Origin of the sequence: Micromonospora endolithica (assembly GCF_003626595.1) — a bacterium.
GTDB lineage: Bacteria > Actinomycetota > Actinomycetes > Mycobacteriales > Micromonosporaceae > Micromonospora > Micromonospora endolithica.
Map to the genome: position 1 here is coordinate 933,836 of NZ_RBAK01000001.1, position 23,824 is coordinate 957,659.

Sequence of the window (23,824 nt, forward strand, 5' to 3'; positions counted from 1 at the left end):
CCGGCCTCAGCGCCTGCCGCGGGTCCGCGGCCGGGCCAGCAGGGCGAGTACGCCGACGCCGAAGACGAGGCCGATGAGGGCGAAGACGACGGTCTGCACCAGCCAGTGCGCGCCGTCCAGGAGGGAGGTCGCCAGCCAGGCGCAGAGGAGGCCGACGAGCGGGGCGACGACGAGGGCCACCACATGGGCGGTGACCCGCTGCCCGCCGGAGGCCTCGGGATAGGTGTTGAGGCTACGGCTCCCGACTTTGTCCTGTTGCGACATGCCGATCTGACTATCCGGGGCCGCGAGCCGGCAAACCTGCCCGGGCACGCTCGGATGCCTTCACTGGTCGGCATCGGGCGGAACTGCGTTGCCGGCGGTCACGTCGACCCGTAGCGTCCGGCTCATGTTCACGCCCCGTGACGTCTAGCGGTCACGCTTCGACACGTGGGTGGAGTCTGTCCGCTTTCGGCGGCTTCTGCTGCTCCTCGCCCTTCACCGTGACGCCCTGCGTCGCGGTGCCCGCGTGTCCGTCAAGCCCGTGACGGCGCGCCGGAGAGGCGCATCCTTCGACCGGAGTTCGCCATGGCCGACCCCACCTCGACGCTGCCCGTACCCCTGTGGTGCCGGCCCGACTTCCGACTGCTGCTCGGCGGACGGCTGGTGTCCCAGCTCGGTGACTCGCTCCAGTTCCTCGCGCTGCCGCTGCTGGTCATCGCCCTGACCGGGTCCTCGACACAGGCCGGTCTCCTGCTCGGCCTGCAAACGGTGGTCCACCTCGTCTTCGGACTGCTCGCGGGCGCTCTGGTCGACCGGTGGGATCGCCGGACCACGATGATCTGGTGCGAGATCGGCCGTGGCTCGCTCACCGCCACCATCCCCGTCGCGGCGGCGTTCGGAGCGCTGGGGATGCCGCAGCTCTATGCCGTCGCGGTGCTCAACGGGGTGCTCGGCACCCTGTTCGGGGCGGCGAACAGTTCGGCGCTGCCGAACATCGTCCCCAGCAGCGACCTTCCCGCCGCGCTGGGGGCGGTCGGGGCGATGTCCAACGCACTCCGCCTCGTCGGGGCCGCGATGGCGGGCGTGGCCTACGCCGTGAGCCGGATGTTCCCGTTCGTGTTCAACGCCGTCTCGTTCCTGGTGTCGGCGGCATTCCTGCGGGCCATCCGTACCGACTTCCAGCAGGTACGGACCACCACGCCCGGTTCGCCACGGGTCCTGCTCACCGAGATCGGGCACGGTCTGGCCTGGCTGTGGCGAAAACCGGTGATCCGTACGCTGGCGCTGCTCGACGCGGCCGACAGCCTGCGGTACGGCGCGGGCTATCTGCTGATCATCATGCTCGCCCAGGACCTACACGCGAACCCCGCCCAGGTCGGCATGGTGTTCGCCGGCGCCGGCGTCGGCGCCCTGCTCGGCAGCCTCCTGGCGCCCGCGCTCACTCGCCGGTTCCCGCTCGGGGCACTCTCGATCACGATGTTGTGGGCGGAGGCGTTGGCCTTCCCGTTCTATGCCGTCGCGCCGACCTGGTGGCTGCTCCTGGTGGTGGCCTTCACCGAGTCGGTGCTCTCGCCGGTCTACAACGTCGCCCTCGACTCGTACCGGCTCGCCGTCACCCCCGATGCGCTGCGCGGCCGGGTCACCAGCGCGGTCGACACCCTGACCACCGGAGGCGCGGCGATCGGGACCATCGCCAGCGGCGCCTTGATCGCCCTGCTCGGGCCGACAACGCTGACCCTCGTCCTGGCCGGTTGGCTCACGCTCCTCGCCCTCGCCGCGACCCTGAGCCGGACCGTCCGCACGGCCCGGGTGACAGCCTGACGTGGTGATCCCCGTGGGTCGATCCGGCCGAGCGGCACTCCGCGCGAGTCATCGCGCCGGATTCAAGGCGGGTTACGTCCGTTGGGCGACCTGAGTGACGAAGGCGCACCAGGCTGCAGACCCGAAGGTCAGGGTTCCGCCGTCGCGGTCCTTGGTATCGCGGACCAGCACGACGCCGGGCAGGTTGTAGGCGACCTCCACGCAGTTACCGCCGTTAGTCCCGGACTTCGTCGACTTTCGCCAGCGCGGGTCGGTCACGTCCATGTCTTCGCCGCTTCCTTGATCAAGTCCAGAGAAGGCCTGCGGGGAAGCGCGTCCCGGAGGACTGCCTCCCACGTCTTCCGGAGGGTAGCAATCTCGCCCGAGGAGCTGATGGTCTGCGATCTCACCTGGTAGTCGGTGTGGCCGACGATCGTGTCATCCGGCAGCGTGGCGAGAATGAATCCGCCTTGCAGGCCAGGGTAAAGCCCGGCGTCATCCGGTACGACATGAATATGTACGTGTGACAGTTCGACGATCGACGCGAGGTGGTCGAGTTGTTCCCGCATCAGCGTGCGGTCATCGTTCACGGTCCGCCGCAACACCGCCGCGTCGAGCACGATCACCACGTCTGGCGGGTCATCGCGAGCAAGGATCGCTTGCCGCTCCATCCGCGACCTGACCCGTTGCGTGATCTGGTCAGCAGTAAGCAACCCGCCGGCCCGCAGTGTCGCGTATGCGTACGCCTCGGTCTGGAGAAGGCCCGGCACGAAGGCCGGCTCGTACCACCTCAGGGCGATTGCCTGCTTCTCGAAGGTGATCCACTCCCGCAGCCAAACCGGTGCCATGTCGAGCGCGACGAGCCGGTCGAGCAACCGAACGAAAATCCCGCCTGATTTCAGGGCCTTGTCGATGGCCGCCACGTAGTCACTGGTCGGCGGGCGGGTGCCGGTCTCTACAGCGCTGACGTGAGTGCCGGAATAGCTGATCAACCTCCCGAACTCGTCCTGGTTCAACCCTCGTGCCGTCCGCGCGTAACGCAACTCATCGAACAGGATCTCAGCCGCCGTCATCCTCACGTTCCCCAGCCCTCCCCCATATGCCGCCGCCGTTCCCTCACCACTCCTCAAGAACGGCCACGCGCTTCTCCGGCAACGCTCCACCATGGCCGAATACCTACCGAGGTTAGGCGGTCACCGAGAAGAGTTCCATCAACGCGATCGCCTGCGGAGAACTCAACGGGGCGGGCGCACCAGACCGACCGACAGGGGGAGATCGTGCCCGCCGAGAAACCAGAGCCGCCAATGCGCACGCCACTCGCGTCGAACCCCCGTTACGATCCGTCTCCGTCGGGTGCCACTATTCCGTCCTCTCGGCGTTCCGGTCTGAACCGCGTTCCTCAACACCGTTGGGGGGTGAGCGGGGTCACGCGGAAGGTGAAGGCGGGCGACGTCCTGCACCTGACCCGCGCCGCCAGCGTCCAGTTCATCCGGCCGATTGTCGTTCGCGTGATCCGGGTTCCCGGCTGGACGACCTACCACGGCTGGCTATGGATTGACGCGTACCAGCTCGGCCCGCAGGGCGATGCGGTTGAGCGTCGCTCATTGTTCGTCATGGTTGACGGCCTTATCTGGCAGGACTCCCCGGCACCGGCCGCCCAGCCGCCTGCCCGCCGGCCCGTCCGCCGTGGCCCGCTGCGGATCCGATGATCATCCGACGTCCGCACCGACCGATGCGGCCCGCGTGGCTGTGCCGCAACTGCGCCGCGCCCTGGCCGTGCGGCTCGGCTCAGCTCGACCTCCTGGCCGAGTTCCACGGCCATTCGATCGCCCTCGCGTTCTACCTCGCCGCGTCGATGCAGGAGGCGGTCCACGACGCGTACAGCCTGGGTGGCCGCCCGGAGCTGGACCAGCTGCACGCTCGCTTCGTGGGTTGGTTGTCGCGGTCCCGTCAACCGTGCCCGTCAGCGAACCGGCAGTACGGTGACGAAGTGCCTACCCCGCACTTAGAAGTGGCCCGATACCGGCAGGTTGCCGACGCGCTGCGTCGCCGAATCCTGGCGGGCGTGATCCCACCTGGCGCGTTGCTGCCCAGCGAATCGAGCTTGATGGCCGAGTTCTCCGTCGCTCGGGGGACGGTCCGTGAAGCTCTGGGGCTACTCCGTACCGAAGGGCTTGTGGTCTCCGAGAAAGGCAGAGGCACGTACGCCCGCCCGGTGATGCCTGTCCGCCGCCTCGGTTCCGAGCGGTACCAGGTTGAGCTTGAACAGGTCCGGAAAGGCGAGTTGGGGACGTCGTTCACGGCGGATCACCAGGTGGCCTGGTCGGCGTACACCCTGGACCGGGACTTCCGGGAGACGCCGGCAGCGGCGGCGGTAGCCGAGCTGTTCGATGTTTCCGCAGGGACGATGCTGCTGGAACGACGCTTCGTCTTCCGCACGCACGGAGTGCCGCAACAGATGTCGACCTCGTACCTCCTGCTGGAGATGGTCGCCGGTACGTCCGTGGCCGATCCCGCCAACGAGCCCTGGCCCGGCGGAAACACGTCGCAGCTCCACAGCCTGGGCCACGCCATCACGGGCATCAGGGAACAGGTCCGCGCACGGATGCCGGCGACCGACGAGGTCGAGACGCTTCGCATCCCCGGTGGCGTCCCGGTCATCGTCATCACCCGACAGACGTACGCCGCCGAGCGAGTTGTCGAGGTGGCCGACATCGTGATTCCCGCCGACCGGGTCAGCCTCGACTACTCGATCGACTTGACCTGAGCCGCCGGCAACGTCGGGCGTCGCCGGCATCCGGTGCGCTCGCATTGACAGTCCGATGGAACATCGGGATTCGGGCGCTCGTTGGAGTGACGCTGGAGGTCGGCGGTTGTGGGTACGGACGAGTTCTCGGTGCGCGGCGGCATCCGTGTCGTCCCCAAGCTCGGGGGCGGTGTTCGCGCCGAAGCGGGCTGGCCGATGGCGAGGCTGCGGGCCGACCGGCAGTCCATCAGGCTCCGGGAGTTGTGGGCCGGGACTCTGGTGATCAGCGCCGACAACCTGATCGCGATCCGGCTCAGGCGGAGCACCGGGTTGGAGTTCGAGGTCACCGACTACGACGAGTTGTGGATCTTCCGATCACTCAGTGTCGACCGTGTGATCGGCCGCCTCGCGGCGCTCGGGTGGTATGCGGAACTGTGAGCGGCTCGAAGGTGACAGCGCAAACCGGCAGGTCACTTGGAGTGCGCCTCGGGGTGCGCCGTCATCGTCCGGACGGTGATATCGATGAGCTTGCGGGTAGCCTGCTGCGCATGAGGTGGGTTCGGCGGCTTGCGCTGGCCGGGATCGTCTGGTGTGCCGGCTTACTGGCAACATTGACGCCGCTGGAAGGAATCCCGCTGCCCACGCCCATCGCATTGTCGGGAGTGCTGCTGGCGCTGCCGATCTTCGCCATCACGACCTTCGCGATCAGACGTACAGAGATCAGGGAGACCGGCAGGGCGCGCCGCTCGCTGTACTGGGTGTGGCGTCTGTTGCGCGACACGATGCCAGGGTGGTTGCTCATCGCGAGCTGGCTGCTGTTTGCCGGCTTCTTGGTGGTCGGAGGGGACCCCGGCCCGCCTGTGCAGGAGTTGGGCGCCGAAACGTACGCGGCGCAGATCGATGGCCGGTGGACGGCTATCAGCAAGTCTGAGTACCTGCCCATGAAGGCGCAGAACCAGCGGATACACCTCTCGGTACCGGGCGGCTTCTGCGTGTTCACTGCCGTCCTGTCCACCGCGCTGCTTCGCCGAGAAGCCCAGCAGCGCGAAGCGGTCCGTTCGGACTCGTAGGTTGGCCTGAGCGAGCGTCACGCATTCGGAAGAAGCTCAGCGCCGGCCATTGGCCAGGGACAGAGAGCTGGCGGGTGACGGACGCGAGCCGCCCTAGCCGACGTCAGGCTTCGGGTGATACACGGCGATCCAGTCCCTCAGGCGCTTCATCACGAGGGGATGCACATCGACCAGGAGTTCGATCCGCTCGGCGACCACGTCCGGTCTCACCAGACCCGCCCGAAGCAACGCGTCGGCGAACATCGTGTCCTTTTCCCTGCCGGCCACCAACTTGGACACCACGCAGTCGTGCGGGTCGAGCGCATAGCCGCGTCCCGGCTGGGTGTTGTCGGACTCCACCAGCACCAACCGATCGCGCCAGCCGCCGGGCAACACCGCAGTCGACACACTCACGCCCTGGGCGTAGTAGCCGTACGTCTCGTGGAACGGCGAGAATTCGCCGAGGAACGCGCCAATCTAATCGACCTTCTGATCGTCCGGATCGTCAAAGAAGGCCACATCCACCTCGATTGAGGCAGTGGCTTCCAATGGAAGATCACTTTGCGGGATCTTCCCCAGCACCGACTGGCTGCCGATGATGAGGGCGTTCCGGTCTTCGACAATCCGACCCGTCGACCTCAAGACATGCTCAGTTCGGCGCGCTTCATGCCGCCCGGTCCCAGCCGCTGCGCTTGAAGGACTCCAGAACCTTCCGACGCTGCGGCTGCGAGAGCACGCCAGCGAAGGGCGAATTCTGTCGTAGCTCGACCGCCTCCGGACCTTCCGAGGTCAGCGCCCGAAGGACGGACCCCACCCCTTCGTCGATCTTGTCCTGCCAGCGCCTCAGCCAGACCTCGGCCATGGTCCCCCGATGCTGCCGGAGCAGCCGATCAAGATTCTCCCGTGCCCTGGCCAGTACCTCGTCCGGATCGACGACCAGGCTGCCCGCCACGGCTTGGTGCAGCCACAGTGACTTGAGCTGATCACGGGTCAACGCCTGCTTGGGGCGCAACAACGCCTCGACGTGCTCTCGCCTCACCTTGCGGTGCGCACCCACCCGCACGAACGGCAGATCCCCACGCTCGCACAGGTTCACCACCTGCTGACGCGAAGAACCCAGCAGCTTGGCCGCCTGACCGGTGGTCAGGAGTTCCCCACTCACGGTCGCCATATTTGCCAGCATGTGCCGTAACCGCCAAAAACGCAACTCGACGGCGGCGTCTGTGCTGCTCAAGCCGCATCACCCGAGAGGAACAGACCATCAAGCGCGTTGCGGGAACGAGCACAGCGGCTGGATCCAGGCTCAGAGCTGGTGGGCGACGGACGAGTCGACCTGTACGCCGGATTCTGTGCGCGACGCGTACCCCGAGGGGGCCCGCGTCGGCGGCGGTCATCCATCTCGGCCTGCCGTTGCCGACAGGCTCTTGCGGCCTACCCGCAGACATCGGGCGGGCCACCCTCGAACGTCTGCGCCGGGTCGTCATCTTGCGGTGACGTCCCTTGCTTGGCCTTGCTCCGGGTGGGGTTTACCGAGCCACCCCGGTCACCCGGGGTGCTGGTGGGCTCTTACCCCACCGTTTCACCCTTACCGTCCCCGTTGGGGCCGGCGGTCTGTTTTCTGTGGCACTGTCCCGCGGGTCACCCCGGGTTGCCGTTAGCAACCACCCTGCCCTGTGGAGTCCGGACGTTCCTCGGCGGCGGGCCGGAGCCCGCCGACGCGACCGCCCGGTCGACTCGTCCGTCGCGCCCCCATCCTAACGACGCCGGTGCCGCCGATATTGCCGCCCCGGGCCGCCGTCAGGTGACCCGCGTCGGCACGACGCCAGAGCCCGCGCGGGCGGCGCCTCCGGAGCCGCACACGCCTCCATCGCGGTCCAGGTGTCCGCTGCCAACGCGGGATCGGACTCTGCCAGCTCGGGTGCGAGGTGCTGCTGGACGTACTCCTCGGCTCGGCGGGCCCGCTCACGGAGTTCGTCAACGGTCGGGGTCGCACCGGCGAGTTCCGCGACCAACTCCCGCATCATCAGCCCGCGCTCCCGAGCCAGCACCGCCAACCGACCGCGTACCAGGCCACCAGCCTTGATCGTCGTACCCATCCAGATACTCCCGAAGGCCCCATCCAGGGACGCCCGCCATCCTCACTTCCATCGATCATGGAGTTAGCAGACGAGATGATCTCCAATCCACCCGTCAATCCCATGATCACGGGGAGCGCGCACGGGGCGGGCGGGAGCGGGGGGCGGAAAAGGGCGGTGATCGTCCGCGGCCTCCGGGCGTACCCCGCGCTGGTGTTGACGCCGTCGCTTCCGCTGCGTACCGAACGGTTGGATCTTCGTCCTTTCACCGCCTCGGACCTGGCGGCGCTCCACGCCTACTTCTCCCTGCCGGAGCTGCACCGTTACGTCGAGATCGGTGGGCCGCCGGCCGACCTGGACGTCACCCGCGCCGTGCTGGAGCGGCGGCGCAGGCGTACCGCGCTGGCGGAGGTCGGGGACGTGGTCCAGCTCGCGGTCGTGCTGCGGGAGACCGGCCAGCTCGTCGGTGACGTGGTGCTTATCTGGCGGAGCGCCGAGCACCGGCAGGGTGAGGTCGGCTACGTGCTGCACCCCGACCACCAGGGGCACGGGTACGTCGGTGAGGCCGCCGCCGCGATGTTGGCCCTCGGATTCGACACGTTCGACCTGCACCGGATCGTCGGGCGGATCGACGCCCGCAACACCGCGTCGGCCCGGGTGCTGGAACGGCTGGGCATGCGGCGCGAGGCACACCTGCGGGAGAACGAGATGATCCGGGGCGAGTGGACCGACGAGGTGGTCTACGCGATGCTGGCCCGGGAGTGGCACGCGGCGACCGGGGCGACCCGGCCGGACTGAGGTCGTACTAGCCTCGCAGATCATGGACCTCTCCGACGCCGCGCTGCTGCTCGTCGCCGGGCTCTCCGCGGGCACGGTCAACGCGGTCGCCGGCGGGGGTTCGCTCATCACGTTCCCGGCGATGATCGCCGTGGGCCTGCCCCCGGTGCCGGCCAACGTGAGCAATTCGGTCGCGGTCTTCCCCGGGTACGTGGCCAGCGTCGCGGGCAGCCGCCAGGACCTGCCGCGCCGACGGGCGGTGGCCACGCTGCTGCCGGCCACCGTCATCGGTACGGTCGGCGGGGCGTTGCTGCTGCTGAACACCCCGGCGCGGGCGTTCGAGCTGGTCGTACCCTTCCTGGTGCTCGGCGCGACCGCGGTGCTGGCCTTCCAGGATCCGCTGCGCCGGCTGGTCGGGCATCCGCGCGACCTGGCGCCGCGCCGCCGTACCGTCACCGTGCAGGCCATGGTCGCGGTCGCCGCGGTGTACGGCGGCTATTTCGGCGCGGCCCTCGGGGTGATGCTGGTCGCCGGCCTGGCCCTGGTCCTCGACGCGACCCTGACCCGGGTGACCGCGATCAAGAACCTGCTCTCCGCGGTGGTGGGTCTCACCACGCTGGTGGTCTTCGCACTGGCCGGCCCGGTCAACTGGGCGGCGGTCGCGGTGGTCGCGCCGGCCACCCTGGTCGGCGGGTACGCGGGCGCCCGGCTGGTCCGCCGGCTCCCGCCGGTGATCCTGAAGACCCTGATCGTCGCGTTCGGCACGGTCATCGGCCTGTACCTGCTCTGGCGCGCCCTCCGCTGACCCGCTCGCCGCCGCTCCGCGTCGAGTGTGAGGAAGGGGCCCTTGTACAACGCCAGGCGTTAACAAGGGCCCCTTCCTCACACCCTTCCTCACACACCTCTCAGGCGACGGGTTCGGGGGCGGCGTCGGCGTCCCGGGTGCGGCCGGGGGTGACCCGCGGGTCGCCCTCGTCGGCGAAGTAGTCGTCCGGCGTGGTGCCGTCGCCGTCGTCGTGCACCTTCGCCGCCCGCAGCATCAGCGTGAGCAACACCGCGACGGCGAGGTTCACCAGCACCGCGATAATGCCCACGTAGATCGTCTTCGGGGTGTCGAAGCCGAACTTCTCCAGCGGGAACGCCGACCCGCCGAAGTGCTTCCGGGTCGGGCTGGACACCTGGTAGAGCATCCACATGCCCAGCCCCATGCCGGCCGCCCAGCCGGCGATCAGCGCGCCCTTGTGGAACCAGCGGGTGTAGAGGCCGAGTGCCACCGCCGGCAGCGTCTGGAGGATGATCACGCCGCCGATGAGCTGGAGGTCGATGGAGAACTGCGGGTCGAGGAAGACGATGCAGGCCACCGCGCCGAGCTTGACCACCAGCGAGGTGATCTTCGAGACGTTGGCCTCCTGGGCCGCCGTGGCGTCCCGCCGCAGGTACTCCTTGTAGATGTTGCGGGTGAACAGGTTCGCCGCCGCGATCGACATGATCGCCGCCGGCACCAGCGCGCCGATGCCGATCGCCGCGTACGCGACCCCGGCGAACCAGTCGGGGAACTGCTGGTCGAACAGGACCGGCACGACGGTGTTGCTGTCCACGCTGCCCGGCGAGTTGCCCGGCAGCGGCGTCACCCCCGCCGCGATGGCCATGAAGCCGAGCAGCGCGATCAACCCCAACAGCAGGCTGTACGCGGGCAGCGCCGACATGTTCCGCTTGATCACGTCACGGTTCCGGCTGGCCAGTACGCCGGTGATGCTGTGCGGGTAGAGGAACAGCGCCAACGCCGAGCCGAACGCCAGGGTGATGTACTGGAGCTGGTTGTTGGCGTTGAGGGTGATGCCGTCGTTCGGATTCGGCGACGCCTGGAACTTCGCGTCGGCGGCGTCGAAGATCGCGCCCCAACCGCCGAGCTTCTGCGGCAGCCACAGCACCGCCACCAGGATCACGATGTAGATCAGCGTGTCCTTGACGAAGGCGATGAGCGCCGGCGCCCGCAGCCCGGACTGGTAGGTGTACGCGGCCAGGATGGCGAACGCCACGATGATCGGCAGGTGCCGGGCCAGGGCGCTCTCCCCGGTCACTCCCATGGTCTTGAGCACCGCCTCGATGCCGACCAGTTGCAGCGCGATGTACGGCATCGTGGCCACGATGCCGGTGATGGCGATCAGCAGCGCCAGCACCGGCGAGTCGAACCGGTTGCGGACGAAGTCCGCCGGGGTGACGAAGCCGTGCCGGTGCGAGACCGACCAGAGCCGGCACAGCACCAGGAAGACCAGCGGGTAGATGACGATCGTGTAGGGCACCGCGAAGAACCCGGCCGCGCCGGCGCCGAACATCAGCGCCGGCACCGCGACGAAGGTGTACGCGGTGTAGAGGTCACCGCCGACCAGGAACCAGGTGATCCAGCCGCCGAAGTTCCGGCCGCCCAGCCCCCACTCGTCGAGGTGGGCCATGTCCTTCGGGGCGCGCCAGCGGGCCGCCACGAAGCCCATGCCGCTGACCAGGAGGAACAGCAGGGTGAAGACGATGATCTCGGTGAGGTGGTCCCGCCACATGAGCGATCAACCCCGCTTCTTGGTCATCTGGTACACCAGCGTGGTGGTCGCCACCCCGAGCAGGATGTAGGTCAGCTGGAGCCAGTAGAAGCGGGGGAAGCCGAACACCCGGGGCGAGTCGCCGTTGAAGAACAGCGGGATCAGCGGCACCACGATGGGGATGAGGAGCAGCCAGTTCCAGGGGCTCTTGTCCTTCGCCCGGGACGACGCCGTCAGGCGGGTCTCCGGATCGGGCGCGTCCGGTTCGGATAGGGCCATGCGACACACCTCCGCGTTGTCGGATCGACCTGTGCCGGCCCGGAGGTTACGACTCGGTGAGGCAGGTCACATCCGAACGACGGACGCCGATGCGCCGAACGGCCGCCCGGCTGCGCCGAACGGCCGCCCCGGACCGTTAGGAAGGGCCCCTTTTACTACACCAGGCGTTAACAGGGGGCCCTTCCTTACACGGGCCCTTCCTTACGGCAGGTGGGCGGTGTCGTTGACCGAGCGGACCGCGATGCCGCCGTCGGGCCACATGTCCAGCACCGAGATGCCGGCCGCGTCGAGGAAGAGCCGGTGCAGGAACGCGTCGTCGGCCGCGAGCGCGTCGCGCAGCACCAGCTTGATCGGCGAGACGTGCGAGACCACCACCACGGTCTCTCCCCGGTACGCGTCGAGCAGCCCGGCGACCGCCCGGCGGCACCGCTCGGCGACCTCGGTGAACGACTCGCCGTCCGGCGGGGCGACCCGGGTGGAGGCGAGCCAGGCGTCCATCTCCCCCGCCCAGCGCTCCCGTACCTCGGCGAACGTGCGCCCCTCCCAGGCGCCGAAGTCGCACTCGATCAGGTCGTCCTCGCGGCGTACCGGAATCCCACCGAGCGCCCCCGCGATCGCCTCCGCGGTGGTCGTACACCGGGACAACGGGGAACTGACCACGGCCGCGACGGACGGTGCGAGCGCGGCCACCCGCGCGGCGGTGGCCTGGATCTGGGCCCGGCCGCGCGCGGAGAGCGGGACGTCGCCGCGGCCGGAGTAGCGGCGCTGCTCGGTGTACTCGGTCTCGCCGTGCCGGACCAGGATCAGCCGGGTGGCGGTGAAGGTGGGGCGGGGCTCCCAGGAGGCCGGCGCGGTGGCCGGGTCGGTCCCGGTGGTACGGGCGATGGCCGCCCGGGTGGCCGACTCGGCCCCGGCGGCCGTCGCCCGGGCCGCCGCCTCGCGGGCCGCGGCGCGGGCCGGCGAGTCCGCCGCGGCCACCTGCCGCGCGGGCTCGGCGGCCGGGGTGGCCGCCGGTCGGACCGGAGCGCCCCCGGCGGCGGCGTCCATCGCCGCGTTGGCGAGCGCGTCGGCGTGCCGGTTGCGTTCCCGGGGGATCCAGCTGAACCGGACCGCGGCGAAGCGGGCGACCAGCCCGGCCGCCTGCGCGGCGAGCGGTCGCAGGCCGGGGTGCTTGATCTGCCAGCGGCCGCACATCTGCTCGACCACCAGCTTGGAGTCCATCCGGGCCTCCACCTCGACGGCGCCCAGCTCGGCGGCGGCCTCCAGGCCGGCGATCAGTCCCCGGTACTCGGCCACGTTGTTGGTGGCCCGGCCGATCGACTCGGAGCGCTCGGCCAGCACCTCGCCGGTGTCCGGGTCCTTGACGACCGCACCGAAGCCGGCCGGCCCCGGGTTGCCCCGGCTCCCGCCGTCGGCCTCGACGACGACCACGCGCGGCGCCATCGGTTACAGACCGGACTCGTTGGTGCGGACCATGATCCGCCGGCACTCCTCGCAGCGGACCACGTCGTCCGGGTCCGCCTTGCGGATCCGGGCCAGGTCCGCGCCGTAGAGTTCCAGCCGGCAACCGCCGCAGCGGCCACCGGTGAGCAGGGCCGCGCCGAGGCCGCTGTCGGTGCGGATCCGGTCGTAGAGGGTGACCAGGTCGTCCGGGAGGTCGGCGGCGAGCGGCCCCCGGGCGCCCCGCTTGAACTCCTCGTCCCGGGCGATCTCGGCCAGGCTGTCGTCGCGGCGCTGCTCGACCGCGGCGCGCTTCTCCCGGGCGGCGGCGATCCGCTGCTCCACCCCGTCGAGCACCGACTGGGCGGTCTCCCGCTGCTCCATCAGCTCCAGCTCGGCGTCCTCCAGGTCGCTCTGGCGGCGGTTGAGCGACACCAGTTCGTGCTGGAGCGCCTCCAGCTCGCGGGCCGGGCCGGTGCCGGCGGCCAACCGGGCCTCGTCCTTGTTCTTGCGGGCCCGGACCTGGTCGACGTCCTTCTCCAACCGGGCGATGTCCCGGTCCAGGTCGTCGACGGCGACCTGGGCGCGGACCCGCTCGTCCTCCAGCGCCGACAGCTCCCGGGCGAGGGCTTCCAGCTCGGCCCGCTCAGGCAGCGAGCGCCGGCGGTGGGCGAGCTGGGCGAGGGCGGTGTCGATCGCCGCCAGGTCGAGCAGGCGACGCTGGACCTTCGGGTCAGCCTTCACGGGCGGGGCTCCTTCTCGTCCGCCGCGGGTGGGGCGGCGTGTACGGTCCACGGGTCGGTGTCCAGGTCGGACACCACCGTCTCGACGCCCGGCGACTCCCGCAGAAGCGCGGCCAGGTCGTCCAACCACGGTCGTTCGGTCGCCCAGTGTGCGGCGTCGAGCAGGGCGGGGCCACCGGCGGCGAGGTGTTCGCCCGCCGGATGGTGGCGCAGGTCGGCGGTGAGGTACGCGTCCACCCCGGCGGCGGTCGCGTCGGCGAGGAAGCCGTCCCCCGAGCCGCCGCTGACAGCGAGGGTACGAACCATACGCCGGGGATCGCCGGCGGCGCGAACTCCCCAGGCGGTGACGGGCAGCACCGCGGCGGCGTGCCGGGTCAGGTCGGCCAGGGTCATCGGCTCGGGCAGTTCGCCGATCCGGCCGATGCCCCGCCCGGCGCCGTGGGCCGGCGAGCCGGCCGCCGGCCGGTGCAGCGGGCGCAGCCCGGTCAGCCGGAACCGCGCGGCGAGCGCGTCGGAGACCCCTGGATCGGCGACGTCGGCGTTGGTGTGGGCCACGTAGAGCGCCACGTCAGCCTTGATCAACCGGTGGACGATCCGCCCCTTGAACGTGGTGGGCGCGACCGAGGAGACCCCGCGCAACAGCAGCGGGTGGTGCGCGACGATCATGTCGACCCCGGCCTCGACCGCCTCGGCCACGGTCTCCGGCACCACGTCGACCACGCAGAGGACCCGGCGTACCGGGGCGCCGGGCTCGCCGAGCACCAGCCCCACCCGGTCCCACTCCTCGGCCCAGGACGGCGGATAGCGCCGCTCCAGCTCGGCCACCACGTCGGCGACGGTGGGCGGAACCGCGGGTGTGCTCACGGCGGGCCAGCTTACCGTCGCCGGGACCCGTCCGGGACCGCGACGCCCCCGGCGACCGCGGTCCCGCGCCGGGTGGTCAGACGACGGCCGGGCAGAGCCGTTGCCGTACGGCGGCCAGTGGTCGATCCCACGGGAACTCGTGCTGGCGCCGCTCCCCGGTACCCGGTGGGTGCAGCGCGAAGAACTCCTCGCCGAAGAGCACGGTCACCCCCCACTCCGCCAGCCGGGCCACCCCGGCCCGGAAGGCCGGATGGGTGGCCATCGCCGCGTTCGTGTAGGGCACCGCCACCAGCGGGGTGCCCAGGCCCTGCGCCTCGACCAGCAGGCCGAGCGCCAGGGTGTCGGTGATGCCCGCCGCCCACTTGTTCACCGTGTTGACCGTGGCCGGGCAGACGATCATCGCGTCGGCCGGTGGCAGCACGTCCGGGTCACCCGGGTTCTTGTAGTGGGTGCGTACCGGATGCCCGGTCTGCCGGGCCAGCGCGGCCCGGTCGACGAACTTGGCGCCGTCCGGCGTGGTGACCACGCAGACGTCCCAGCCCTCCTCCTGGGCCAGCTCCACGAGCCGCCCGACGTGGCGTGCCAGCGGCGACCCGCAGGCGATGACGTAGAGCACCTCGCGGTGCCCGCTGTGGCGACCCGGCCCGGTCATCAGGCCGACTCCGCGCTCATACCCCAACTCCCATGTGCTCAGCCAACTCCGCGATCGGAGAAGGCGGCGCACCACGTGTGCGACGCAGGATGTCGGACATGACCTCGTGGGCGATCGGGCGGCAACGGATCTCCGACGGTGCCAGCCGGTCACCGCGCAGCAGCATCTCGCCCGCGTTGGCCACGTCGCCGATCTGTGCGAAGCCCCGGGCGATGTCCAGCAGGTGGTGGGCGCGGCGCTCGGGCAGCAGCGCGTTGAACGCCGGCTCCGGGATCCGCTGCTGGTGGATCTCCACCGCCCGGCCGCCGTCGCCCAGTTCGACCGCCGCCGCGGCCCGGTGCAGTTCCACGTTGGTGGGGCCGAACGAGGTCCAGTAGTGGTTCTCGTCGGCGCCCAGCAGGGTCGCCGCCTCCCCGGCGCCGTTGAGCAGGTCGTCGACGGTGGCCGAGTCACCGATCCGGGAGGCGGCCATCGCGCCCTGCAACAGCAGCATGCCGTAGACGGACAGGCGCTGCGGGGACGCGTCGTTGCCGCCGCCGGGGGTGAGCCGGTTGGCGATGGTGACGTTCAGCTCCAGGGCGGGGCGGGCCCGGCCCATCGCCACCAGCGCGTTGCAGACCCGGGTGGTGGCGATGCCGGCCAGCAGCTGGTCGTCGGCGCGCTGGGCGACCGCCATCGAACGGTCGGCGGCGAGCCAGGCCAGGTCGCACTCCCCCAGCTTGCGCAGCACCGACGAGGCGATCTGGTAGACCTGCCCGAGCAGGTGCGCCGCCTCCCGCGAGTCGTCCCGGCCGGAGCCGGCGTCCGCCGCCTGGGCGTCCCGCAGCAGCTTCGGCAGCGCCCGGGTGAGCATCCCGTACCGGCCGTACTGGTAGGTGAGCCAGGCGTGCGTCACGGCCTTGCGCATGTCCGACAGCGGCGGCGGGTACGGCGCCGCGTCGAAGTAGGCGCTCATCGAGTCGTACCGCTCCAGGGCCGCCCGGATCTCCTGCACCTCGATCTGGTCGATGCAGTTCAACGCGTCGGTACGCCGCTCCGGGTCCTTGCCCAGCAGCAGCTGGACGTCCACCCGGAGGATGTCGGCGATCTCGTAGAGGACGGAGAACTTGTCCAGCCGGCGCACCCCGCGCTCGACCTTGTCCACCCAGCTCTTCGACTTGCCCAGCCGGTCGGCGAAGACCTGCTGGGACATCTTGCGCCGCCCCCGCCAGTAGGCGACCCGCCGCCCTATGGGTAGTTCGTCCATCTCCCCATCCCTCCCTGGCGTCCACCGGGCTGGCACGCCGGAGGATCCCGCCGCGGCGCTCTTTCAGGTTTTGCCTGGTCGCACAGCCTGTACGTCGGCCGTCCAGCCAGTACTCATAGCTTTCGTGCAAGTTGCACATCAGCCGTTTCGTCAACTCAACGATCGCGGGTTACGGCAGTGACGGCGCTCGACGTCCGACCTGTGGCGTCGGCCGGATCTGCCGAGGGGAGATGGACACACATGTGGGGGAACGTCGGACCGCGCGTGGCACACCTGTCGTCGTTGGAGCGGGTACGCCTGCGCCGGGTGGCCGTCCGCTACGCGATGCACGGGTGGGAGGTGACCCCCGGGGCGTGCCTGGCCCGCAGTCGCTTCGTCTGTGGCCGGCCCGGCTGCCCCACGGTCGGCTGCCACCCGGCACTGGAACAGTGGGAACGCGGGGCCAGCGCCGACCCGGCACGGGTGGCCACCTGGTGGCGGGACCGGCCGCACGGCGTACTCCTGCCCACCGGCCGTACCTTCGACGTGCTGGAGGTCCCCGCGCACCTGGGGCGGCACGTCCTGGACGCGGTCCGCAGCCACCCCGCCGGGGTGGGTGTCCGCGGCCCGGCGCTGGCCACCCCCACCGGGCGGTGGATGTTCCTGGTCCGGCCGGGTGACCCGCTCCGCCCCGAGCTGGACCACTGCTTCCACGTGGTCCGGCACGGTCCCGGCTCGTGGATTCCCGCGCCGCCGACCCGGCTGCCCGAGGGGCCGGTCCGCTGGGTGGTCGCGCCGGAGCAGGCCCGCTGGCAGCTACCCGACTCGTACCTGGTGCAGAACGCGCTGATCGAGGCGTTACGCGCCGCCGGGGTGACGCTCATGTCGGAACTGCTCCCCGGCCACCTGCCGCTGCCCCGGCGTGGCGCCTGAGACGGACCCAGAGTCGTCGGCGGGTCCCCGGTCGTTTAACCCACAACGGCGCGGACGCGCCAGGAGCGGGGGTTGCCATGTCCACCGACGACACCACGCGTCATCCGGGCGGCGCCGAGCCGCCGCGCCACCATCGTCCCCGGCACCGCTGGGCCGGTACCCGACCGGCGGGCTCCCGGCCCGGTCGTCCCCGGCCCGCCGGATCCCGCCCCGCCGGCACCCACCGCCCCGCCCGCTGATCCGCGCGCGGCGCGCCGCCCCGCCCCGCCCCAGCGGTGTTAAGAAGGGGCCCTTCCTCTACCGCAGGCGTTAAGAAGGGGCCCTTCCTTACTCCCCCAGCGGGAGGTGGGCGGAGTGCAGGCAGCGGCCGTCCTCGGTGATCACCGCGTGCCGGTAACCGGGAAGCCGGTCCAGCCAGCCGATTCCGGCCACGCCCATCGCGACCGCCGCGGTGGCGTACGCGTCGGCGACCCCGAGGTCCGGGCCGACCACGGTGACCGAGCGCAGCCCCCGGGCCGGCGCGCCCCGGCGCGGATCGCGCACGTGGTGCCCGCGCTCGTACACGCCGGAGGTGGCGACGGCCAGGTCGGTGCCGGTGACCACCAGGCAGGTGGCGTGCGGGTCCCACGGGTGCCGCACGCCGACCCGCCACGGCCGGCCGGACGAGGAAAGCCCGCGTACCCGCACGTCGCCGCCGGCGTTCAGACAGTGGTTGCCCGCCCCGGCGGCGAGCAGCCGGTCGGAGGCCACCTGCGCGGCCCAGCCCTTGACGTAGCCGGACGGGTCCAGGCCACCGGTGGCGTACGCGTCGAAGAACCCGTCGGTGCTCCCCCACAGGTCGGCGCACCGCTCCAGGACCAGCCGCAGGTCCGCCGACGCCTCGGAGAGCAGCAGTTCACCCCGGTCGAAACGGCGGACCTCGCTGTCCTCCCGGTAGGTGCTGAACCGCGCGTCCACCTCGCGCAGCCAGCCGAAGACGTCCTCGGCCAGCTCGTGCGACCGTTCGGCGGGCAGGTCGTCGGCGAGGTCGAGGCTGATCGGCGTACCCATGATCTGCTCGACCCGGCGCAGCCCGGGGCGGGTCATCGCCGGCACGTCAGTTCGCCCGGTCGATCGCCGCCTGCAGGGACTGCTTGTACGAGGTGCTGGTGGCGGTCGCCCCGGAGACGGTGTCCACGTCGGCGCTCTGCCGCTCGACCACCTGGCCACCGCTGCCGCTGTACCGGCCGTTGACCTGCTCGCTGCGCTGGTCGGACTGGGCGGTCTCCTGCGGCAGTTCCAACGCCCGCACGTCGACGATCCGGCTGCCGGACACCACGATCTGGACCTGGACGTTGCCGTACTCGTTCTCCACCACCGGGCCGGTCACCGTGCGGGTGGTCGGCTGGGCGGGCGGCTTGGTGGTGGTCCGCGGCGCGGACGGTTTGCGGGTCTGGCCGCCGCCGTCGGACCCGGAGCCGCTGCTGGGCCGGGCCGAGGGCGCCCGGCTGGGGCTGCGGCTCGGTCGGGGGCCGGTGGTGGCGGCCGCCGACGCCTCGGCGGCGACCTCGCCCTCGGCCGGTGCCGGATCGGCGGAGCCGGGTGCCACCGGCGTCGGCGTGCGGGGCAGGTCCTGGGCGACCTGGGTGGCGCCGGGCGAGCCCTTCAGCACCACCAGGACGGAGGTGCTGGCCGCCAGGCCGGTGATCGCGAGCAGGGCGCGGCGCATGGGGAGGTTGCCTTCCTACAGCTCGAACGTGGCGAGGTGGATCTGCCGGCGGGGCACGCCGGCCCGGCGCAGCACGGTCAGCGACTGCTCGACCAGGCCGGGTGGCCCGCAGAGGTAGACGTCCCGCCGGACCAGGTCCGGAACCAGCCGGCGCAGGCCGTCCGGGCTCAGCACCTCGCGGGGGCCGGGATCGTGCCGGGAGCCGACGACGTACCAGATGCGCACGTCCCGGGCCTGGGCGAGCCAGTCCAGTTCGCGGTGCAGCAGCACGTCGGCGGGGGTGCTCGCGCGGTAGATGAGCGCCGCGCCCGGCGGCAGCTCCTCCAGCATCGCGCGGATCGGGGTGATGCCGCTGCCGCCGGCGATCAGCAACGCCCGCTCGCGGACCCGGTGGGCGGCGGTGAACGTGCCGGACGGGCCCTCGGCCCACACCCGGGTGCCCGGGTCGAGGTCCCGCAGGTCCCGGGTGTGCGCGCCGACCACCTTGACGGTGAGGCGCACCCAGCGCCCGTTGGCGGCGGCGGAGACGGAGAACGGGTGGGACTGCCACCACATGCCGGGGGTCAGGAAGCGCCAGCGGAAGTACTGGCCGCCGAGCAGTTCCAGCCGGTCGAGCCGGTCGCCGGTCAGGTACACCGAGATGGTGTCCGGGCTCTCGGCGACCACGTCGGCCACCCGCAGCCGGTGGCGCAGGTTCAGTCGCAGCGGCGCGAGCACCCGACCCCAGAGCAGGGCGACCACCACGAGCACGTACATCGCGATCCACATGGTCCGCACCGGGCCGGGCCGGAACAGTTGGGCGCCGTTGCTGAACTGGTGGGCGAACCCGAGCAGCAGCACCAGATAGCTGGACAGGTGCAGGACGTGCCAGACCTCGTACGGCAGGGCGGTGCGGACGGCCCGCACGCTGGTGAAGCCGATCACCACCAGCAGGCCGGCCGCCGCGAACGCGGACACCATGTACTCGTAGTCGCGCAGCAGCACGCCGGCCTCGGTGAGGACCGAGTTGTTCTCCAGGTCGGCGTACCCGACGAGGATCAGCGACGCGTGCGCGAGGACCGCGACCAGCAGGGTGGCGCCGACGTCGCGGTGCCAGCGGGCGATGTTCTCCCCGCCGATCCAGCGCTCCAGGACCGGCAGGCGGCTCATCATCAACACCTGCACGAGCAGCAGGTATCCGGCGATCAGTCCGGTGATCCGGCCGGCCGCGGTGACCGTGGCGGCCGAGGTCTTCAACGAGCCGGCCGGGGTGTCCAGCCACCAGGGCAGGACGCTGGCGAGCAGGCCGACCACGAGCAGCGCGGCCAGCACCCGCCGGCCACCGGGTCCGCGCCGCGGCGGCACCTGGGGTCGTACGTCCACAGCCTGCCGGCCGCCGTGCCGGGACGAGGTCCCGGTACGGCGGCCGGAGGCGTGCGTGGGTGGGTAGGTCACGCGTACAGCTTCATCGGGGTGTACTTCATCCGGGGGAAGATCTTGTCCACCTCCGCGTTGGTGAGCCCGAAGCGGCCCTGCGCCACCGAACCGTAGACGTTGAACATGTTGTTGTACTCGGGCACGTCGCCCGAGTCCAGGTCGCTCAGCCCGTTCCAGGTGCCGAGCAGCGACCCGGCGAGCTTGCGGCCGGACAGCACGGTGATGACGCCGCCGTGGCCGTGGTCGGTGCCGCCGCCGTTGGAGGCGACCCGCCGGCCGAACTCGCTGGACACCATGATCGTCACGTTCTCGGCGGCGTCGCCGAGGTCGGTGAAGAACGCCGCCATCGCCGAGGCCAGCTCGTTGAGCCGCCGCCACAGCTGGCCACCCTCGCGGGTGCCCTGGTTCTCGTGGGTGTCGTAGCCGCCCATGCCGACGGTGGCGACCCGGACGTTCGCCCCGCCCTTGATGAGCTGGGCGAGCTGCTGGAACGCGTAGCCGACACCCTGGTACTCGACGCCCTCGGCCGGCTGGTACGGCTTCGCGGCGAGCCGCTGCGCGGTGGCCAGCGCGCCCAGGCCGTCCTGGACGGACTCCTCGACCGGGTGGTTGATGCCGGTGAAGAGGCCCTTGATGGCCTTCTCGGTGGCGGCCCGGTACTTGTCGTCGCCGTTGAGCCGCAGCGAGCCGACGCTGTTCAGCGACAGCGCGCCGTTGGTGCCGACCAGCGACCGGGGCAGGGTGCTGCCGATGCCGACGCTGCGGAAGGCGGTTCCCTTGCCCAGGGCGTCCACCAGGCTGTCCAGCCAGCCCCGGCCGCCGGTCTCGCCGGGCAGGCCACCCAGGTTGCAGGCGTCCGCGGCCTGGAAGTGGCTGCGGGACAGCCGCTCGTCGGAGACCGCCGGGACGAAGCCGAGCTGGTTGGACTTCAGCCACGGTTCGAGCGGCTTGAAGGCGCTGGTCAGCTTGAAGTTGCGGCCCAGCGCGAGGGAGTCCTCGGCCAGGGTCAGGTCCGGGCGGGCCTTGGCCAGCACCGGGTCGTTCGACGGGGCGATCAGGCTCAGCCCGTCCAGCCCGCCGTAGAGGAAGACGTGGATCAGGGTGCCGGTCTTGGTCGCCGCGAACGACGCCGAGGTGGTGACGAACTGGGCGGTGGCCAGCGCGGTGGCGGTGGCGGCGGCACCGGCGACGAACGTCCGCCGGGTCACCCCGCGACCGTCCTGCTGGGCCTCCTCCAGGTCCTCCAACCGGCGGTATCGGTCCCGCTCGGCGGCGTTCTCGGCGGCGACGATGTCGGCCTCGGCGCGCAGCAGCGCCTCGGCCGGGTTGTCCGCCAGCCGCCGCACGTCGGGGCATTCGGGGTGCAGGGGGAACGTGTGCACAGTCTTCTCCATCGGAGGCCTCACCGGAGGTGGTGCTGGGGGGAAGCGAGGATCGCCCGCGCGACAGCGGCGACGGCCCCGTTGAACGTCGCGTCGACCCGGGCGCCGGAGGCGACCCCGGCCACACCGAGGATCAGCGCCTTCTCCTTGGCGCTGAGCTTCTGCCCGACCAGGCGCAGGGAGAGCGCGTCGACGTACGCCCCGGCCGTGGCCGGCGGCTTGGCCACCAGCTTCTCCGCCTTGGTGTGCGTGAAGTGGGTCCGGTAACCGGCGATGATCTCACCGGCCTCGTTCCAACCGTTGACCATCGTGCCGGCCGAGGTCCACGCGACGTACACGTCGGGGTAGCCGTCCGGGGTGGGCTGGCCCATCGGGAACTGGCCCAGCTCCCGCATCTTGTCGTGGATCTGCCGCAGGCCACGGGCGTACGGCGTGCGCTTGTCGTCACGGTTGTCGTGGCCCGGCGCGGCGTCCGGGGAGACGCCCAGGGAGCGGTACGAGGCGACCAGGTACTCCATCGGCCGGCGCACCTTCTGCCCGACGGCGGCCCAGAACTCCGAGGAGCTGAACAGCGTCATCAGCAGCGGCTTCACCATGCCCTTGTTGACCGTGTAGGCCTTCGCCAACCGGTCCACCAGGGACTTCGGCGGGGTGTCCGACACGAAGCGGGTGGCCAGGCTCTGCGCCACGTACTTCGCCGTCGACGGGTGCAGCGCGATGTAGTTGATGTACGCGTCGATCGCCGCCTCGGCCTTCTTCGGGTCCGAGGAGTTGTTGGCGTGGGTGAAACCGAGGATCTTCACCTTGCCGACGTAGTGCCGCTCGGGGCGGAAGACGTACTTGCCGTCCTGCACGCCACGGCCGGTCTGCAGCATGGCGGCCTGCCGGACGTCCTTCTCGGTGTACCCGCCGTCGACGCCGACCGAGTAAAGCTCCAGGTTCTCCCGGGCGAGGTTCTCGTTGACCGCGTCGGCGCGGGAGTCGTTCTGGTTCAGGTAGAGCAGCAGCGCCGGGTGCTTGTTCGCGGCGAGCAGCATCTGCGGGTAGCTGCCCAGCGCGTTGGCCCGCACCACGTCCCGGTCGAACGAGTTGCGGTACACCTCACCGCCGTCGAAGTCGGCGGCCACGTGCAGGAAGTCGTTCCAGAAGTCGACCATCACCTCGAAGAGCTGACGCTCGGACCAGATCTGCCGGGCGATGGTGGCCTCGACCATCTCCCGCTCCGGCTGCGCGCCGCGCTCGTTGAGCTGGTCGCGCTGCGCGCGTACCTGCTCGGAGCTGAGCTTGAGGGTCGGCAGCTCGGCGAGCTTCAGCTCGCCCTTGGTCGGGGCGATCTTGTCGGGGTCGAGCTGCCAGCGCAGCCACCCGTCGATGCCCCGCTCCTTGATCTCGGCGACGACCTTCGGGGTGGCCCCGAAGGTGGCGCGCCGGGCCAGGTGCAGGATCGGGTCCTTGGCCAGCACCGTCTTGACGGTCACCTTGGTCTCGGCGGCGGCCGCGGCCGGGCCGGAGAAGGTACGACCACCGCTCGGGGTGTTCTTCTTCAGCGCCTCGCCGGCGCGGGAGCCCATGTAGCTCTCGTTCTGCTCGGTGTAGGTACGCACCGTGCTGGGCTGCTGGCCGCTGGGGCGGGCCGCGGTGCCGTCGGTGACGGTGGTGCCGGTGGCGTCACCGGCCACCGCGTCGTCGCCGAAGAGGCCACGGATCTGCGGGGTCATCGCCAGGGCCGCGCCACCGGCGACCACCGCGGCGGTGCCGCCGATCGCGGCCAGCGCCTTGCGCCGGCCGACCTTGCGGCCCGGGTCACCGTCGTCGTCCAGGTTGGGCAGTTCCGCGCGGGACGCGGGGGCCTGGGCGGGGTAACCGAAGCCCTGCGGTCCGACCCACTGCGGACCCGGCGGGCTCTGCGGGGTCGGCGGGGCGTACGGGTTGCCGTACCCGGGGTGGCCGTACTGCCCGTGCGGGTCGTTCGGGGCCGGGTAACCACCCTGCGGTGGGGTGTCGTAGCCGTACGGCGCGGACGCGTGACCGTCGTACGCCGGGGAGCTGGGGTGCTGGGGTCCGTCCCACCCGCGGTCGTCCCGCGGTCGACGTGGTGGCACATTCTGGTCGGCCATGTACCAATCCTGTTTTCTCTTGCGCCGCAACGACCGAGACCGGGGGAGCGTCCGGGTGCGGCGGCTGATGCCTGAGGAGGTTGCTACGGGAAGGTAGCCAAG

At 71.0% G+C, this 23,824-nt stretch carries 26 protein-coding genes and 1 other RNA gene; 8 read left to right on the top strand and 19 right to left on the bottom strand.

The features are described from left to right. Positions 1-6: 6 nt before the first annotated feature. A complete protein-coding gene (locus tag D7223_RS04150) occupies positions 7-264 on the bottom strand; it encodes a hypothetical protein (RefSeq protein ID WP_120724919.1) in 258 nt (85 codons plus the stop codon). 303 nt (positions 265-567) lie between these two features. On the opposite strand from D7223_RS04150, the gene D7223_RS04155 reads away from it, so the two are divergent. Next, positions 568-1,803 carry an MFS transporter gene (locus D7223_RS04155; protein ID WP_120724922.1) on the top strand — a complete coding sequence of 412 codons (1,236 nt, stop codon included), beginning with the start codon at positions 568-570 and terminating at the stop codon, positions 1,801-1,803. A 72-nt stretch (positions 1,804-1,875) separates the two neighbouring features. On the opposite strand, the gene D7223_RS04160 is transcribed toward D7223_RS04155, so the two are convergent. Both D7223_RS04160 and D7223_RS04165 read right to left on the bottom strand, forming a co-directional pair. Next, a complete protein-coding gene (locus D7223_RS04160) occupies positions 1,876-2,067 on the bottom strand; it encodes a DUF397 domain-containing protein (RefSeq protein ID WP_120724924.1) in 192 nt (63 codons plus the stop codon). After that, positions 2,058-2,855 carry a helix-turn-helix domain-containing protein gene (locus D7223_RS04165; protein ID WP_120724926.1) on the bottom strand — a complete coding sequence of 266 codons (798 nt, stop codon included), beginning with the start codon at positions 2,853-2,855 and terminating at the stop codon, positions 2,058-2,060. Before D7223_RS04165 ends, D7223_RS04160 begins: the two co-directional genes overlap by 10 nt. Positions 2,856-3,197: 342 nt before the next feature. On the opposite strand from D7223_RS04165, the gene D7223_RS04170 reads away from it, so the two are divergent. The 4 genes from D7223_RS04170 (at position 3,198) to D7223_RS04190 (ending at position 5,598) form a co-directional block, all read left to right on the top strand. Then, on the top strand, positions 3,198-3,491 hold the full coding sequence (locus D7223_RS04170) for a hypothetical protein (protein WP_186832174.1): 294 nt from the start codon (positions 3,198-3,200) through the stop codon (positions 3,489-3,491). Continuing rightward, on the top strand, positions 3,488-4,549 hold the full coding sequence (locus D7223_RS04180; RefSeq protein ID WP_202864576.1) for a GntR family transcriptional regulator: 1,062 nt from the start codon (positions 3,488-3,490) through the stop codon (positions 4,547-4,549). The genes D7223_RS04170 and D7223_RS04180 overlap by 4 nt, the downstream gene beginning before the upstream one ends. Before the next feature lie 108 nt (positions 4,550-4,657). Then, positions 4,658-4,966 carry a hypothetical protein gene (locus D7223_RS04185; protein ID WP_120724928.1) on the top strand — a complete coding sequence of 103 codons (309 nt, stop codon included), beginning with the start codon at positions 4,658-4,660 and terminating at the stop codon, positions 4,964-4,966. A 41-nt stretch (positions 4,967-5,007) separates the two neighbouring features. Next, complete coding sequence (locus D7223_RS04190; RefSeq protein ID WP_147252432.1) at positions 5,008-5,598, top strand: hypothetical protein; 591 nt, start codon at positions 5,008-5,010, stop codon at positions 5,596-5,598. 93 nt (positions 5,599-5,691) lie between these two features. Here the strand turns inward: D7223_RS04190 and D7223_RS04195 are convergent, their stop codons facing one another. From D7223_RS04195 to D7223_RS04210, 4 genes are all read right to left on the bottom strand, one after another. Further along, positions 5,692-5,991, bottom strand: a complete 300-nt coding sequence (locus D7223_RS04195; RefSeq protein WP_238161541.1) for a DUF6036 family nucleotidyltransferase — start codon at positions 5,989-5,991, stop codon at positions 5,692-5,694. Positions 5,992-6,241: 250 nt separating this feature from the next. Further along, complete coding sequence (locus D7223_RS04200; RefSeq protein ID WP_238161542.1) at positions 6,242-6,811, bottom strand: helix-turn-helix domain-containing protein; 570 nt, start codon at positions 6,809-6,811, stop codon at positions 6,242-6,244. A gap of 86 nt (positions 6,812-6,897) precedes the next feature. Continuing rightward, positions 6,898-7,314: RNase P RNA component class A (rnpB, locus tag D7223_RS04205), an RNA gene on the bottom strand. A gap of 17 nt (positions 7,315-7,331) precedes the next feature. Continuing rightward, positions 7,332-7,673, bottom strand: a complete 342-nt coding sequence (locus tag D7223_RS04210; RefSeq protein ID WP_147252431.1) for a hypothetical protein — start codon at positions 7,671-7,673, stop codon at positions 7,332-7,334. 156 nt (positions 7,674-7,829) lie between these two features. On the opposite strand from D7223_RS04210, the gene D7223_RS04215 reads away from it, so the two are divergent. Further along, on the top strand, positions 7,830-8,450 hold the full coding sequence (locus tag D7223_RS04215) for a GNAT family N-acetyltransferase (RefSeq protein ID WP_238161543.1): 621 nt from the start codon (positions 7,830-7,832) through the stop codon (positions 8,448-8,450). A gap of 22 nt (positions 8,451-8,472) precedes the next feature. Further along, on the top strand, positions 8,473-9,234 hold the full coding sequence (locus D7223_RS04220; protein WP_120724934.1) for a sulfite exporter TauE/SafE family protein: 762 nt from the start codon (positions 8,473-8,475) through the stop codon (positions 9,232-9,234). Positions 9,235-9,334: 100 nt separating this feature from the next. Here the strand turns inward: D7223_RS04220 and mctP are convergent, their stop codons facing one another. From mctP to D7223_RS04255, 7 genes are all read right to left on the bottom strand, one after another. Further along, a complete protein-coding gene (mctP, locus tag D7223_RS04225) occupies positions 9,335-10,984 on the bottom strand; it encodes a monocarboxylate uptake permease MctP (protein WP_120724936.1) in 1,650 nt (549 codons plus the stop codon). A gap of 6 nt (positions 10,985-10,990) precedes the next feature. After that, entirely contained in the window at positions 10,991-11,242 is a 252-nt protein-coding gene (locus D7223_RS04230) for a DUF3311 domain-containing protein (protein WP_120724938.1), read from the bottom strand. 201 nt (positions 11,243-11,443) lie between these two features. After that, the gene (locus tag D7223_RS04235) at positions 11,444-12,685 is read right to left on the bottom strand and encodes a bifunctional RNase H/acid phosphatase (protein ID WP_120724940.1); all 1,242 of its coding nucleotides are present in this window, start codon (positions 12,683-12,685) and stop codon (positions 11,444-11,446) included. Between the two features lie 3 nt (positions 12,686-12,688). Continuing rightward, positions 12,689-13,426 carry a zinc ribbon domain-containing protein gene (locus D7223_RS04240; protein ID WP_120724942.1) on the bottom strand — a complete coding sequence of 246 codons (738 nt, stop codon included), beginning with the start codon at positions 13,424-13,426 and terminating at the stop codon, positions 12,689-12,691. Next, complete coding sequence (locus D7223_RS04245; protein ID WP_186832364.1) at positions 13,423-14,253, bottom strand: Nif3-like dinuclear metal center hexameric protein; 831 nt, start codon at positions 14,251-14,253, stop codon at positions 13,423-13,425. The genes D7223_RS04240 and D7223_RS04245 overlap by 4 nt, the downstream gene beginning before the upstream one ends. A gap of 112 nt (positions 14,254-14,365) precedes the next feature. Continuing rightward, complete coding sequence (locus D7223_RS04250) at positions 14,366-14,941, bottom strand: flavoprotein (protein WP_120724946.1); 576 nt, start codon at positions 14,939-14,941, stop codon at positions 14,366-14,368. A gap of 16 nt (positions 14,942-14,957) precedes the next feature. Next, positions 14,958-16,187, bottom strand: a complete 1,230-nt coding sequence (locus D7223_RS04255; RefSeq protein ID WP_120724948.1) for a helix-turn-helix domain-containing protein — start codon at positions 16,185-16,187, stop codon at positions 14,958-14,960. Between the two features lie 240 nt (positions 16,188-16,427). On the opposite strand from D7223_RS04255, the gene D7223_RS04260 reads away from it, so the two are divergent. After that, positions 16,428-17,099: a bifunctional DNA primase/polymerase gene (locus tag D7223_RS04260; protein ID WP_120724951.1), complete on the top strand. Its 672-nt coding sequence runs from the start codon at positions 16,428-16,430 to the stop codon at positions 17,097-17,099. 327 nt (positions 17,100-17,426) lie between these two features. Here D7223_RS04260 and D7223_RS04270 read toward each other — a convergent pair whose 3' ends face one another. From D7223_RS04270 to D7223_RS04290, 5 genes are read right to left on the bottom strand one after another with little or no spacing between them, the layout of a single operon-like run. Beyond that, the gene (locus D7223_RS04270; RefSeq protein ID WP_120725759.1) at positions 17,427-18,149 is read right to left on the bottom strand and encodes an FAD:protein FMN transferase; all 723 of its coding nucleotides are present in this window, start codon (positions 18,147-18,149) and stop codon (positions 17,427-17,429) included. A 46-nt stretch (positions 18,150-18,195) separates the two neighbouring features. Further along, entirely contained in the window at positions 18,196-18,807 is a 612-nt protein-coding gene (locus tag D7223_RS04275; protein WP_120724955.1) for an FMN-binding protein, read from the bottom strand. Between the two features lie 15 nt (positions 18,808-18,822). After that, entirely contained in the window at positions 18,823-20,241 is a 1,419-nt protein-coding gene (locus D7223_RS04280; protein WP_120724957.1) for a ferredoxin reductase family protein, read from the bottom strand. Then, positions 20,238-21,605: a DUF1501 domain-containing protein gene (locus tag D7223_RS04285; protein ID WP_238161546.1), complete on the bottom strand. Its 1,368-nt coding sequence runs from the start codon at positions 21,603-21,605 to the stop codon at positions 20,238-20,240. The genes D7223_RS04280 and D7223_RS04285 overlap by 4 nt, the downstream gene beginning before the upstream one ends. Positions 21,606-21,625: 20 nt before the next feature. Beyond that, positions 21,626-23,722: a DUF1800 domain-containing protein gene (locus D7223_RS04290; RefSeq protein ID WP_120724961.1), complete on the bottom strand. Its 2,097-nt coding sequence runs from the start codon at positions 23,720-23,722 to the stop codon at positions 21,626-21,628. Between the last annotated feature and the right edge of the window lie 102 nt (positions 23,723-23,824).

Bases quoted from the DNA above. Each gene is read 5' to 3' on its own strand.
- D7223_RS04155 (WP_120724922.1), top strand. From the start codon at position 568: ATGGCCGACCCCACCTCGACGCTGCCCGTACCCCTGTGGTGCCGGCCC.
- D7223_RS04180 (WP_202864576.1), top strand. From the start codon at position 3,488: ATGATCATCCGACGTCCGCACCGACCGATGCGGCCCGCGTGGCTGTGC.
- D7223_RS04160 (WP_120724924.1), bottom strand. From the start codon at position 2,067: ATGGACGTGACCGACCCGCGCTGGCGAAAGTCGACGAAGTCCGGGACT.
- D7223_RS04270 (WP_120725759.1), bottom strand. From the start codon at position 18,149: ATGGGTACGCCGATCAGCCTCGACCTCGCCGACGACCTGCCCGCCGAA.
- D7223_RS04255 (WP_120724948.1), bottom strand. From the start codon at position 16,187: ATGGACGAACTACCCATAGGGCGGCGGGTCGCCTACTGGCGGGGGCGG.
- D7223_RS04260 (WP_120724951.1), top strand. From the start codon at position 16,428: ATGTGGGGGAACGTCGGACCGCGCGTGGCACACCTGTCGTCGTTGGAG.
- D7223_RS04290 (WP_120724961.1), bottom strand. From the start codon at position 23,722: ATGGCCGACCAGAATGTGCCACCACGTCGACCGCGGGACGACCGCGGG.
- D7223_RS04235 (WP_120724940.1), bottom strand. From the start codon at position 12,685: ATGGCGCCGCGCGTGGTCGTCGTCGAGGCCGACGGCGGGAGCCGGGGC.
- D7223_RS04150 (WP_120724919.1), bottom strand. From the start codon at position 264: ATGTCGCAACAGGACAAAGTCGGGAGCCGTAGCCTCAACACCTATCCC.
- D7223_RS04220 (WP_120724934.1), top strand. From the start codon at position 8,473: ATGGACCTCTCCGACGCCGCGCTGCTGCTCGTCGCCGGGCTCTCCGCG.
- D7223_RS04165 (WP_120724926.1), bottom strand. From the start codon at position 2,855: ATGACGGCGGCTGAGATCCTGTTCGATGAGTTGCGTTACGCGCGGACG.
- D7223_RS04230 (WP_120724938.1), bottom strand. From the start codon at position 11,242: ATGGCCCTATCCGAACCGGACGCGCCCGATCCGGAGACCCGCCTGACG.
- D7223_RS04250 (WP_120724946.1), bottom strand. From the start codon at position 14,941: ATGACCGGGCCGGGTCGCCACAGCGGGCACCGCGAGGTGCTCTACGTC.
- D7223_RS04210 (WP_147252431.1), bottom strand. From the start codon at position 7,673: ATGGGTACGACGATCAAGGCTGGTGGCCTGGTACGCGGTCGGTTGGCG.
- mctP (WP_120724936.1), bottom strand. From the start codon at position 10,984: ATGTGGCGGGACCACCTCACCGAGATCATCGTCTTCACCCTGCTGTTC.
- D7223_RS04275 (WP_120724955.1), bottom strand. From the start codon at position 18,807: ATGCGCCGCGCCCTGCTCGCGATCACCGGCCTGGCGGCCAGCACCTCC.